Genomic DNA, 12,583 nt, shown 5'->3' on the forward strand with positions numbered 1-12,583 from the left:
GACAGATTAATGTAAATGATAGGCATGCCGAGGTTCGGCATGCCTTTTCAACTGATTTAAGATAGGATTATAAGGAGTAATTTTAAATGCGTAGAATTCTTTTTGCAGTTTTGGTTCTGGTTTTTGCTTTTCAGGTTCCGGCTTTTGCCGCTTCCCAGAAGATAGCTGTTGCATCTATGGCAAAGCTGATCAAGGAATCAGAAGTCGGTCAGGATGCCCAGAAAAAGATGGAAAAGAAATTTGAAACTGCTAAAAAACAGCTTGAAACCAAGCAGAAAGAACTGGAAAAACTTAAGCAGGACCTCCAGAAACAGAGCCTCGTACTTTCTCTCGAAGCCAAGCAGGATAAGGAACTTGAGTTTAAACGTAAGGTAAGGGATTATCAGGATCTCGCACAGGCTACCCAGCGCAAAATGCAGATGGAAGAGAAAAAGGTAAGCACTCCCGTACTTCAGCTTATTCAGAAGGTTGTGAATGAATACGGTAAGAAGAACGGCTATACCGCCATCTATGATAAAAAGACATCCGGTCTGCTTTATGTTGACGAAACCATTGATGTTACCAACCAGCTGCTTCTCGAAATGAACCGTGCTTTCAGAGCAGGTAAAAAGTAGAACTTTATGCTTCTTTCAGAACTCGCAGGTCTTATCGGCCTGAAAATGACAGGCGTGGATAAGGAAATTTCAGGCGTAAATACGCTTGATCTGGCCGGACCTACTGAATTGTCCTTTTTGGCGAATCCCAAGTACGAATCTGCTCTTGCGGTTACCAAAGCAGCAGCAATCGTGCTTGAGGAAAAATATGCAGATCAGGTTGAATCCGCTCTTATAAGCGAAAATCCTTATATGGATTTGGCCAAGGCCATGCATGTTTTTTCCCGTCCACAGGGTTGTTTGGAAGGAATACACGAGTTGGCTTTTATACATCCTGATGCTGACGTCGATGACTCAGCAACGGTTTATCCCTTTGCCTTTGTGGGCAGAGGAGCCAAGATAGGTCCCAACTGTAAAGTCTTTGCCGGTTCTTATATCGGGGAAGATGTTGTACTGGGACCGGGGTGCATTATTTACCCTAACTGCTCCATCATGGCCGGTACTGTTATCGGAACCGGTGGTATTGTTCAGCCCGGTGCGGTCATCGGCGGCGACGGATTCGGCTACGCGCAGGTTTCCGGCAAGCATATGAAAATTCCCCAGATAGGCAGTGTTGAGCTGCAGGATCAGGTGGAAATCGGAGCTAATGCCTGTGTTGACCGGGCGGCTCTTGATGTAACCAGAATCGGTGCCGGGTCCAAGATTGATAACCTTGTCCAGATTGCACACAACGTTACTACCGGCGAGGACTGCCTTGTTATTTCTCAGTCCGGTGTCGCCGGAAGTACCAAGCTCGGTAAAGGCGTTGTGCTGGCTGCACAGGCCGGACTGGTGGACAATATCAAGATCGGCGACGGTGCCGTTATCGGCGCACAGGCCGGGGTTACCAACGATATTCCCGCAGGGTTCATGGGGGCAGGTTCGCCTATTCAAGAAAAGGGCAAATTTTTGAGATCCTCCATTTATCATAGAAAATTGCCTGATATGGCTAAAAAAATGTCTGCGCTGGAAAAGCGTATCAAGGCATTGGAAGCAGAATTAAGTAAGGGAGATTAAAGTGAGTAATTCAACTCCTGATGTAATTGATATTAAAAAGATCATGGGGATGCTTCCCCATCGGTACCCTTTTCTTCTCGTTGACCGGGTAGAAGAAATTAAGCCCGGCGAGTCCATCAGGGCGTATAAGAACGTAACCATGAATGAGCCTTTCTTTCAGGGTCATTTTCCCGGCCTGCCTGTAATGCCCGGGGTCCTGATTGTGGAAGCACTTGCTCAGGCCGGTGGGATTATCGTTCTTAGCACTGATGAAGTTGATACCGATGACAAGGTTTTTCTGTTTACCGGAATTAATAAAGTTAAATTCCGCAGGCCCGTTGTCCCTGGAGATAAGCTTGTGCTTGAAATCAGTGATGTAAAGCGCAAGATGCACATCTGGAAAATGAAATGTGTTGCAACTGTTGACGGAGAAATCGCTGCACAGGGCGAAGTTTCTGCAGCAATTGTCGACAAGGAGTCCATGTAGTGGCTACTGAAATCCATCCCTCTGCCATTGTCGATTCCGGCGCGCAGCTGGGGGAAAATGTTAAGATCGGTCCTTTCTGTATTATTGAAGGGAACACTATCATAGGTGATAACTGCACTCTTGACGCAAATGTTCAGATCAAGTCATTCACCCGTATGGGTAAAGGTAATACTATTGACACCGGTGTTGTTCTCGGCGGTTTGCCTCAACATCTCGGTTTTAAAGGTGATGAGACCTGGGTGGAACTTGGAGATAACAACATTCTGCGTGAATACGTGACCATTCATCGCGCTACAGGCGTGGATATCGGTCGTGAAAAAACTGTCGTGGGCAGTAATTGCATGCTTATGGCTTATGTTCATGTGGCCCATGATTGTAAGCTTGGTGATCATGTTATCATGGCCAGTTCGGCCAACCTTGCCGGGCACATTGATGTCGGTAGTCATGCCACTATCGGCGGCATGTCCGGTATCCATCAGTTTGTACGTATCGGCGAATATGCTTTTGTAGGAGCTATGTCCGGCTTTGGTCAGGATGTTCCCCCATACATGATCGCGACCGGAGTGCGGGGTGCGCTTCAGGGACCGAACTCCATCGGTTTGCGCAGGAATGGGTTTAATGCCAAAACCTGCAACTCAATCAAAAAAGCGTACAAACTTATTTTCCGCTCAGAGATTCCCCGCAAACAAGCATTGGAACAGGCGGAACAGGAATTTGCAGAAGTTCCTGAAGTCTTGAACCTCATAGAATTTATCCGTGCCAGTAAACGTGGCGTTACCTCTGCTGGGCATGGTTCTAAAGAATAATGAAAGAAAAGATCGAGACAATTGGTCTTATAGCCGGAGGGGGACAATTCCCCCTTCTGGTTGCAAAAGGAGCCGCAGCACAAGGTCATCGTGTTGTGGCTGTTTTTTTTAAAGGCCATTCAAATTTTGAAGTCGGTGAGTATGCTGATGCGACTGTTGAGCTCAAACTCGGTCAACTGAATAAATTGGTGTCTTTTTTTAAGAAGAACGGGGTTACCAAGGTTGTCATGGCCGGAAGTATCAACAAACCCAAAGCCCTTGATATTCGTCCTGATTTTCGGGCTGCAAAGCTTCTTTTCAAATTGGCAACCAAGGGTGACGATGTTCTGCTCCGGGCCATTACAAGTGAATTTGAATCCGAGGGCATGAAGGTTGTCGGTCCCCATGAATATGCCCCTGATCTGCTCACTCCTGCCGGTTTTTTAACCAAGCGCAAACCTAATGAGGTGGAGTGTGCCGATCTTTCTTTTGGATGGAAAATTGCTCGTGAGCTGGGCCGTATGGATATCGGTCAGTGTGTTGTTGTCCGCGAGGGGATTGTGGCTGCGGTTGAGGCTATTGAAGGTACTGATGCCGCAGTTAAACGAGGATGCGAACTGGGCGGCAAAGGGTGCTGTATCGTAAAAGTTTTTAAGCCAGGTCAGGAGAAACGTGTGGATATGCCCTCAATTGGCCTGAAGACCGTGCAGGGTATGAAAGAACTTGGCGCGACATGCCTAGGCGTTGAAGCCGGAAAGAGTCTTTTTTTCGATCTTGATGAGTCTGTTAAGTTTGCCGAAAAGCACGGCATTACGATAGTAGGACTTACTCAGGAATTGATCGATGAGCTTTAATGTCTCCTGCGAACCTGCCGGTGACTTTAACCTATTTGGTTTATAGTCTTTAAAGTTTGTTGTTAAATATAAAGACCGTAATATCGTTGGATATTACGGTCTTTTTTTATAACCATTTATCGCGCGAAGAGGTGAAACTCTGCTAAAAGTTATTGAGGGAGAGTCCAGATATTTTTTGTAAAAATGGTATCTGGTTCGCTAAGGGTTAAGCTTTGCCGCAGCAGGAGCCGGGTACGCAGCCCTTGGATGACGGATTGGCTCCGCAGCATCCTGTTCCCCGTGCATCAGGAACGTTGGGAGTCTCTTTTCCGGTCAGCGAAGAAGTTGATGACATGAGTTTTTCCCCGGCCGGTTTTCCGCAATTGGGGCATTCACTGCTTTCCGCATTCACACTGCTGATTTCTTCGTACACATTTCCGCATTCGCGGCATTTATATTCGTATATAGGCATGATTAAGAAGTTATTCTGCAAAAATGTTTTCAGGGATGTAGGGATGTGTACCTTCAATGACCTCACAGCCGGCCTTGGCTTTGATTTTTTTGAGGAGAGTTTCCTTGTGGGGACAGTGCATTGTGATGCAAGGGGCAACAAATACTTTGTTGGGAACTTCGCCCATCGGAGCGTTCCATAATTTGATGTTGGCCATTCTGGTAACTATACCGCTGCCGGGGCATCCCCCACAGCCTACTATTGCAGTAAGTTCTGCATCGTCAGCACACTTTTCGAATTCGCCGGCACGGCGGTTGAAACCCACCATGCAACGGGAGCATCCGGTACAAACATCATCCATAGCCTGACTGCATCCTAAAATAAGAATTTTTTCCTTAGCCATGCTAACTCTCCTTTAAAAGTTTGTTTCCATTTTATCCCATATGGCTTCTATCTTTTTCCCCATTCCGTCGGGGTCGTATTCAACTACGGATTGCCCCGCAAGCTGAGCCTTTGAAAAAATGGTATCGTAAGGCAGTTCTCCTGCAAGGAGGATTTCCTTTTCTAAGCAGAAGGAGCGGATTTCGTTTTCTTTATCCGCATTGATCCCGCATTTGTTGATAATTACCATGGATGGGATCTTGAAGTGCTCGGTCAGTTTATAGACTCTTTTTAAATCGTGAATTGCCGAGATAGTTGGTTCGGCCACGAAAACTGCAAGGTCAGCATTGGTCAGAGATGCAATTACCGGGCAGCCAACTCCTGGAGAACCGTCTACCAGAACCACTTCCGCCCCCAGCTCTTCGCCTATTTCTGCAGAAGCGTTACGTACGGTGGTGACCAGTTTGCCTGAGTTTTCTTCACCGATGCCGAGCTCTGCATGGACCATCTGACCAAAGCGGGTTTCGGAACGGAACCACTGTCCGCAGAGACGCGGGCTAACAGAAACAGCCTCCACCGGACAGACGTATGAGCAGACGCCGCATCCTTCGCATTTTTCGGGAATTACTGTGAAATCATCCGAGATTGCATCGAATTTACAATGCTCGGCGCAGAGACCGCACTGAGTGCAGAGTTCGGGGTTGATTTCCGGGCGTTCACCGCTGAGGAAGTCGTGTCTTTCTTTTATTTCAGGATGCAGGATCAGGTGCAGGTCCGCAGCATCAACGTCACAGTCCGCGAGAACTTTTTTGGGTCCGATTGAGGCCAGTCCGGCGACCACGCTGGTCTTTCCGGTGCCGCCTTTCCCGCTGATAATTACTAATTGTTTCATTCTATTTTGCTCCGCTCACTTGTTCTTGGATGGACGACCATATTTTTGCAAACTCGTCTTTGAATCCGGGTATGGTTTCGTATAGCAGGTGGCCTTCGGAATATTGGGAAGCGGCCTCTCGACTGTGCGGAAGCGAGCCGAGCAGGGGGACATTTTTTTCAGTCAGATATTTTTCCACACGGTCATCACCCATTCCGGCGCGGTTTATGACTACACCGCAGGGTTTATTCAGGGTCCGCATAAGTTGTACGGCCAGATTAAGGTCGTGCAGACCGAAAGGGGTGGGTTCGGTTACCAAGACCACAAAGTCGGAATCGTCAACTGATTCCACCACCGGACAGGAGGTTCCGGGGGGGCAGTCAAGAATATTCACGTCTGCCTGTGGGGAAAGATTTTTGACTGCATTAATCAGCGGCGGGGCCATTGCTTCCCCGATACGCATCAGTCCCTTTGTAAAAAATATGTTGCCCGCCTTTCCGGTGGAAGTTGTTCCTATTTCTCTTTTCCCTTTACCGATGGCGTCTGCGGGGCAGGCCAGTTCACATAGTCCGCAGCCGTGGCAGAGCTCAGAAAAGCAGAGTACGGAATCAACCATCCAGATCAGGGATTTGAAACGGCATAGTTCTATACATTTGCGGCACGATTCACCGATACATTTTTCTTCATCAATGTCCGGGACAGTGAGAAATTCCTTTTTTTCAGGACCCAGCTCAGGTTTCAAAAAGAAGTGGGCGTTAGGCTCTTCCACATCGCAGTCGGTGAAGCTTACGCTTTTGCCCATGGATTCAAGATAGGCTGCAAAGTTTACGGCAACAGTGGTTTTCCCGGTCCCGCCTTTGCCGCTGGCAATTGCTATTTTCATATGTAAGTTCCTTAAAAAAGGTTCCGGCCCAGACAGCCGAACAAGAAGCATCCATATCGTTGCAGTGAAAAAGCCTGAAACCCACGTATCTATGATACGCATCGTTTCAGTCTTTTTCTTATGCCTTCATCCGGCACTGATTCAGCTGTCTGGTGAGTTATTATTTATTGAGTTCAGCTTTGAGTCTCTGGTTTTCAGCTTCAAGATCGGCAATGCGCTTTTCCAGATCGTTAAAGTCGCTTCCCTGTACGAAGTCCTGTCCACCCATGAATCTACATGAACCGTCACGGCGTCTGAGGCCTAGCCCCTGTCCGTAACCCTGTCCACGTCCGGCACCCTGGCGCATCCCGGCATTCTTTCCTCTGGCCATTCCGGCTCCGCAAGGTCCCAGTCCTCGACCAGCCCTTTGGGAGCTATTGTTATTTCTGTTAGTAAATGGCATTGTTTGCTCCTCTGTTTAAATTGTTTTCACTTTGATATTAGCAACAGCCGTGCCTTGATGGTAAATAGCGTAAATTCGGTATGTTAATGCATGGTTTATTTGTTTCGTTCTGATGTTTAGGGCTTAAAGTACGCCCGTTTTTTTGAGCTTTGGGATCAAAACTAGCCCTGAGTTCCAATGCAGGGAAAGGTATAGTTATGAGAACGCATCTGGAGTGTCTGCCATGTTTTTTGAAGATGGCTCTCACCGGGATCAGGGCAGTTTGTCCTGGGCAGGAAGAGATACATGAAAAAGTAATCAAACATTGGGCTGCAGGATTTGCAAATGCAGATTTGAGTGAATCTCCGCCTTCACTTGCCGGGCGTCTTTTTCGGGAGACTTCCGAGTATGTTGGTGAGGTCGATATTTTTAAATATCAGAAAGAAGCATCCAATAAGCGGGTTCTGGAGTTGCTGCCGGAAGTTAAAGCCAGAGTTCTGGGCAGTGAGGTTCCGCTTTTAGCGTCCATGGGCGTTTCCATTATCGGTAATTATATGGATTGCGCCGTTATGGGGGAATACGACTGGGAAGGTGAGCTTGATCATATGGAACATGGTCTTGATCTGGATGTTTTCAATAAGTTCCTTGACGAAGTGCGTACCCACAAGTCTCTGCTGGTTCTTGGTGATAATGCCGGCGAGATCGGGTTGGATACTATTTTGGCCGGGCTGTTACGCGATGAAGGCATTGCTGTGACCTACGCTGTGCGCGGTAAAAATATTCTTAATGATGCCACTGTTGTGGATGCAGAGATTGTCGGCATGACTGATGTTTGTGAGGTAGTTACTTCCGGGGTGGACACTCCCGGTACCGTGCTTAACCGGTGCAGCGATGAATTTCGTAAGAGGCTGGAAAATTCTCCGGTTGTGCTCAGCAAGGGACAGGGCAACTTTGAATCCTTATGGGGCGTAATGCCGGATGTGTACTATGCTTTTAAGGTCAAGTGTCCGGTTGTTGCCGATGTCACCGGGGTTCCGGTAAAGACTTCATTATTCTGTCAGGAAAAATAACCTGCTTTGGGTAGGGGGAATCCGTGTAGAGGATTTTCCTTACCTTTTTAATTGTAATGCCGTATTAGTCATTAATTGGCGGCAAATTTTCAACACAGGTGTTTTCAGTGCTTCTGCGGGTGAAAAAACTTTTCTGGATTTTGTTTGTCCTTTTTGACCTCTGCATTATGGCGGCGGTTGCCGGGGGGATGTTTTATCTGGAATCCGACGAGCCTCGCATAATGCTTGAAAATTACCTGAGTGCTAAACTTGAGCGCGAGGTCCGCTTCCACGAAAATCTTGATCTCATCTTTTACCCCTGGCTTGGTGTGGAGACCGGTCCTGTCACTGTTTCGGCCCTTGAAGGGGCAACCTCTCCTTATCAACTTGAAGTTCAGGATATTGATTTCAAAGTAAGACTCCTTCCCCTACTCTGCGGAGAGTTGGAAGTTGATACAATTATAGTGGATTCGCCTTCCCTGTTCGTGGAGCGTTTAAAGAGCGGATCTCTGGATCTGCCTCAAATCGAATCCGGAACAGCTGCAAACGGCGATAATGCCGTCTTTACATATTTCAAAAACATAAGCGTGCGCGGAATGAGTGTTTTGAATGCCACCTGTTTCTACAAGGATATGGGGAGCGGTAATTCATTCAATGTTTCCGGCGTAAATGTGCGCACCGGGCTTTTGCGTCGGGATACGCCTCTGGCCTTTGATATCAGTGCCATGCTTGATACTGAGTTGTTCAACCTTAAAGCTCATGCAGATCTCAAGGGGCTGGTGGATTTTTCTGTTCGGGAAAGGCAAGTGTCTCTTTCCGAGACTTCACTTTCCCTGAAGGTTGAGAGTGACGATCTTTTCGGCCCCGGCGAGGTAGTGGAGGGTATAGCTTCACTTGACTTCAACCTTGTTGACGGACGGATTGATGTTAAAGGTCTGGTCTTGCAGGGGGCAGGGGTCCGGTTGTCCGGGGCTGCCAATTGCACTGATATTTATCATGATCCTCATTTTAAAGGCCGCTTGAAGTCTACTAAGTTTGATCCCAAGAAAGTTTTTTCAAGATTTACTCCCATACCCATTCCAGCAGAGTATAAGGATATTCTCAATCAGGCTTCTTTTGAAATGGACTTTCACTCCACCTTAAAAAAAACTGAGCTTTCACATATAGTCTTTGCAGTGGACAAGACTGTGATTAAAGGAAATTTTTCACTCACAAACTACCGTAAACCTTGGGTTGAGTTTGATGTCCGGGCCGATTCAGTTATTTTTGATCCGTATGAAAAGCTTTATGACCTTGAAAAGAAAGACAATAGCAACAATTCTGTACCCAAAGTTTCTGCCAAAAAGCAGAGACGTCTCTTCCGTGATCTTGTAATCGCCGATCTGGTCAGGAAAATTCCCTGTAACGGCAAGCTGGAAGTAGGGCGCTTTGTTTATGACGGTATAAGGCTTGATAAAGTTGCCGTAGCGATATCTCCGGGACCGAAAGTAGCCGCGCTGAGTATAGGTAAAGGATCATATCTTGATGGCGATTTTGCTTTATCCGCAGAGCTTGCATTTGACGAAAAGCGTCAGCCGGGAGTTTTGTATTTAAACAGCCGGGGGGCGGTTTCTCCGTTTTCTCTGGCCCGGCTGCCGCTTGATATCAAAGGACTGAAATTCCATGCAGGTAAAGCTTTTTTCGATCTTAACAGTCTGACTTCCAACGGTAAAACGCCTGGTGAACTGGTGCGAAACCTTAGGCTTGATTCCAGGCTTGAAAGTGCCGGTCTTGTAGCGGATATGAATTTCAAGGGATTGCCGGAGGAACTGAAGAAATTGCGGGTTGAAAAAGCCGCACTGGCCTTGAAAGTTGCTCCTTTGCCCGGTGAAGAAGTGCAGGAATCTGTGGGCCGTGAGCTGGATATTAAGCTTTCCGGGGCTTTTCTTGAACCGGAGGGTGCGTTTAAAGGCCGGTTCAAAGGCGGATTGTTGTGCAGCAGGAATGATCCCGCAAATATCGAGATCAGGAACGGGGTCCTTGATTTTTCTGTTGGCGGCAAGGGAGTGCCGGTCATTAAAAAAGAAGTTTCTTTGAACCTTGCGGGAAGTGGCAGCGTGAAATCCGGTAATCTTAAATTGGATAATTTTGCCCTGAAAAGCGGGCAGATTAATCTGCATGGCAGTGTAGACGCCCAAAGGCTAGGCTGGGAAACTGCGTCCGCACAAGGAGTTCTAAAACTTCCCAAAACAGGGTGCAATGACCTGTTTGAGCTTTTCGGGGTGGAAAAGCCGGAAACCAAGGACCCGGACGCATTTGAGACTGTTGAACTGGATAGCTCGTTTCAGTTGAACGGTGAAAACCTGACTTTGAGGGTGGATAAATGCAGCCTTGATAATGCCGCAGTGCAGGGAACTTTTCAGATAACTGATTTTAAAAATCCTTTCCTGAATTTTGTCATCAAAGGGGACAAGGTTGATGTAGATCACTTCCTGCCTGTCAGTCTGCAGAAACTTGGCAAGGACGATATTGTCGGGGAGGATAAAAAAGCTAAGCTGCCTGAATGGCAGTTCCCGGATAAATTGCTTGGTTCAATCAATGCAAAAGGCCGGGTAGAGTGTGACTATTTCCGTATTTTTGATTTCGGTGCCAACCGGGTCTTTGCTGATGTTGATATGAGTGATGCAGTCATTGATATTCACGACATCAAAGCTGATTTTCATGAAGGGAATCTGGCCGGTAAGCTTGACCTCGGCCTTAGGAACGGAACAGTCTCACTTGGTACTGACATTGAGGTCAGGGGCTTTGAGGCCGGACTGTTTTTTGTTGATTATGTGGGGCGTGATTATGTGAGGGGCAAGACTGATGCTTCCTTGAAAATAGATGGCCGTTCCACCGCCAATATAGATTTTGTGGATACCCTCAGTGGAGATCTGGCCTTCAGGATTGTTGACGGTTCCTATCTTTTTGCTGCAACGGCTGAACAGGACGTCAAAGATAAGAAATCGCCGAATCCGACCAATTTTTCTGTCATGAAGGGATCAATTAACGGTAAGGACGGCAGGTTCAAGGTTACTGATTATCTGCTGAAAAACGCTTACCTTACAGCCACAGCCACAGGTGGATTCAGTTTCCCTGATGATTCCATCAACCTGCGGGTTAATGCGGATATTATCAAATTGCCCAACCTCTATCTTAAACTGGTCAATGCCTTTCTTGATGCCATGACCGGGGTTAACGTTACTGTTACCGGAAAACTCAGTAACCCAAAAGTGGAAGTCAAAGGTCTGGAGCGCTGGGGGGATGTGCTTAGCGATGTTCTCGGTCTTCCGAAGCAGTCTTTTATGTTTTTCAGGAAGCTTATATTCTGATATGGTTCATTAAATTCAATATTTCCTTTACTGTTGATTCTTATCCATATTCATGCGGAGGGTCGCGATGACTGGCGGAAAGGTTGGACAGCGGATTTCTGATTTTTTTATGAAAGATATCTGGGATTGGGGCACTTCTCAAGAGAGTGGCCCTCTTAAGTTTCTGCATACCATAGCACGTCTCGGGTACCTTATTACAATAGGGTTCCTCAAGGATCAGTGCATTATCCGTGCTTCCGCACTTACGTTCACTACCATGCTTTCCATTGTGCCGTTTTTGGCTGTGGCATTCTCCCTGATGAAGGGTATGGGGTTTCAGGATTCCAGCTACATCCATGAAATGTTGCTCAAAGTTTCCGCCGGAAGGGAGGAGGTTGTGGGTAAGATTCTTGAGTACGTGGATAATACCAATGTGCAGACACTTGGCTGGATCGGCGTTGCGACTCTTCTTTTTACTGTTCTGTCGACTGTGGGAACAGTGGAAAAGGCTTTCAATATTATCTGGAAAGTCAGTCATGGCCGTACATTCTGGCGAAAGTTTACTGACTTTTTTTCGGTGATCTTTATCTGTCCGGTAGCTGTAATTGTCGCCACAAGCGTCAGTGTTTCAATTAAGAAACAGGCTATTCTGCAGCAGTTCGATAATATTTACGGGGTTACGGAGTTGGAAGGTTTTCTGATCAGTCTGGCGCCGCTGGTGCTGATCTGGTTGTCCTTCACTTTTATCTATGCCTTTATGCCCAACACCAGAGTGAGGATCGGGAGTGCTCTGGCCGGTGGGGTAGTGGCCGGAACTGTCTGGCAGATGGCGCAGTGGGCCTATATTAACTGGCAGATCGGGGTGAGCAAATATAATGCAATTTATGGCAGTTTTGCACAACTGCCCCTTTTCCTGATCTGGCTTTATACCAGTTGGGTGATTGTTCTGCTCGGTTCTGAAATAAGTTACGCCGTGCAGAATGTCATGCTTTACCGGCAGCAGAAATTTATGCCCGATGCCGGTGTGGATGACATGCAGAAGTTTTCATTGCTGGCCCTGAGTTTGATGAGTCTCCGTTTTGAGCAGTCCAAGGCTCCTTATGATCTGGAAGAACTGGCCGCGGAGATCGGGGTTCCGGTACGGTTCATTTCTCCGATTATGGATAAGTTTGTGGAAGGAGGGGTGCTGATCAAGGGTGCTGATGAAGGTAAAGAAATTTATACTTTCGCAGTCTCGCCCCGGAATATGACCATGTTGCAGGTCATGGGAATTCTTTCCGGCACCGGTAAAGGGGCCAGTGCAGCGGTTGATAATCCGGGAATGCTTTTTATCTCCAAAATGATGGATGATATCAGGCAGGTTCTGCGTGACAGTGGGTGCGATGTGTCTATTTCCGATTGCGGTGAAAATATGGGTAAGTTTTTGAAAAGATTACCTGAGTATCCTGAATAGTGCGGGACGGTT

Annotated in this window: 13 protein-coding genes; 8 read left to right on the top strand and 5 right to left on the bottom strand. The window is 47.2% G+C overall.

Annotated features, from left to right (window positions below; all coding sequences use genetic code 11):
- Positions 1-86 precede the first annotated feature (86 nt).
- Genes ACKU41_RS19415 through ACKU41_RS19435 form a run of 5 tightly spaced genes read left to right on the top strand, consistent with a single transcriptional unit; the run spans position 87 to position 3,754 of the window.
- Positions 87-614: an OmpH family outer membrane protein gene (locus ACKU41_RS19415; protein ID WP_319779230.1), complete on the top strand. Its 528-nt coding sequence runs from the start codon at positions 87-89 to the stop codon at positions 612-614.
- A 6-nt stretch (positions 615-620) separates the two neighbouring features.
- Positions 621-1,649, top strand: coding sequence for a UDP-3-O-(3-hydroxymyristoyl)glucosamine N-acyltransferase (gene lpxD, locus ACKU41_RS19420; protein ID WP_319779231.1), 1,029 nt, complete (start codon positions 621-623; stop codon positions 1,647-1,649).
- A gap of 1 nt (position 1,650) precedes the next feature.
- Positions 1,651-2,115, top strand: a complete 465-nt coding sequence (gene fabZ / locus ACKU41_RS19425) for a 3-hydroxyacyl-ACP dehydratase FabZ (protein ID WP_319779233.1) — start codon at positions 1,651-1,653, stop codon at positions 2,113-2,115.
- The gene (gene lpxA / locus ACKU41_RS19430) at positions 2,115-2,921 is read left to right on the top strand and encodes an acyl-ACP--UDP-N-acetylglucosamine O-acyltransferase (protein ID WP_319779234.1); all 807 of its coding nucleotides are present in this window, start codon (positions 2,115-2,117) and stop codon (positions 2,919-2,921) included. The genes fabZ and lpxA overlap by 1 nt, the downstream gene beginning before the upstream one ends.
- The gene (locus tag ACKU41_RS19435; protein WP_319779235.1) at positions 2,921-3,754 is read left to right on the top strand and encodes a UDP-2,3-diacylglucosamine diphosphatase LpxI domain-containing protein; all 834 of its coding nucleotides are present in this window, start codon (positions 2,921-2,923) and stop codon (positions 3,752-3,754) included. Before lpxA ends, ACKU41_RS19435 begins: the two co-directional genes overlap by 1 nt.
- Positions 3,755-3,959: 205 nt before the next feature.
- Here the strand turns inward: ACKU41_RS19435 and ACKU41_RS19440 are convergent, their stop codons facing one another.
- From ACKU41_RS19440 to ACKU41_RS19460, 5 genes are all read right to left on the bottom strand, one after another.
- Positions 3,960-4,205, bottom strand: a complete 246-nt coding sequence (locus ACKU41_RS19440; RefSeq protein ID WP_321403179.1) for a zinc ribbon domain-containing protein — start codon at positions 4,203-4,205, stop codon at positions 3,960-3,962.
- A gap of 10 nt (positions 4,206-4,215) precedes the next feature.
- Positions 4,216-4,587: a CGGC domain-containing protein gene (locus ACKU41_RS19445; protein WP_321403181.1), complete on the bottom strand. Its 372-nt coding sequence runs from the start codon at positions 4,585-4,587 to the stop codon at positions 4,216-4,218.
- A gap of 12 nt (positions 4,588-4,599) precedes the next feature.
- The gene (locus ACKU41_RS19450; RefSeq protein ID WP_321403183.1) at positions 4,600-5,457 is read right to left on the bottom strand and encodes an ATP-binding protein; all 858 of its coding nucleotides are present in this window, start codon (positions 5,455-5,457) and stop codon (positions 4,600-4,602) included.
- Position 5,458: 1 nt separating this feature from the next.
- The gene (locus ACKU41_RS19455; protein ID WP_321403184.1) at positions 5,459-6,319 is read right to left on the bottom strand and encodes an ATP-binding protein; all 861 of its coding nucleotides are present in this window, start codon (positions 6,317-6,319) and stop codon (positions 5,459-5,461) included.
- A 160-nt stretch (positions 6,320-6,479) separates the two neighbouring features.
- Positions 6,480-6,689, bottom strand: coding sequence for a hypothetical protein (locus ACKU41_RS19460; RefSeq protein ID WP_319779240.1), 210 nt, complete (start codon positions 6,687-6,689; stop codon positions 6,480-6,482).
- Between the two features lie 269 nt (positions 6,690-6,958).
- On the opposite strand from ACKU41_RS19460, the gene ACKU41_RS19465 reads away from it, so the two are divergent.
- The 3 genes from ACKU41_RS19465 to ACKU41_RS19475 all read left to right on the top strand — a co-directional run bounded on the left by ACKU41_RS19465 (position 6,959) and on the right by ACKU41_RS19475 (position 12,571).
- Complete coding sequence (locus ACKU41_RS19465) at positions 6,959-7,810, top strand: ARMT1-like domain-containing protein (protein WP_321403187.1); 852 nt, start codon at positions 6,959-6,961, stop codon at positions 7,808-7,810.
- A 107-nt stretch (positions 7,811-7,917) separates the two neighbouring features.
- On the top strand, positions 7,918-11,139 hold the full coding sequence (locus ACKU41_RS19470; protein WP_321403190.1) for an AsmA family protein: 3,222 nt from the start codon (positions 7,918-7,920) through the stop codon (positions 11,137-11,139).
- 67 nt (positions 11,140-11,206) lie between these two features.
- Positions 11,207-12,571: a YihY/virulence factor BrkB family protein gene (locus ACKU41_RS19475; protein WP_321403191.1), complete on the top strand. Its 1,365-nt coding sequence runs from the start codon at positions 11,207-11,209 to the stop codon at positions 12,569-12,571.
- Positions 12,572-12,583: the final 12 nt, after the last annotated feature.

It is taken from the genome of Maridesulfovibrio sp. (assembly GCF_963678865.1).
In the GTDB taxonomy this organism is placed as follows: Bacteria; Desulfobacterota; Desulfovibrionia; order Desulfovibrionales; family Desulfovibrionaceae; genus Maridesulfovibrio.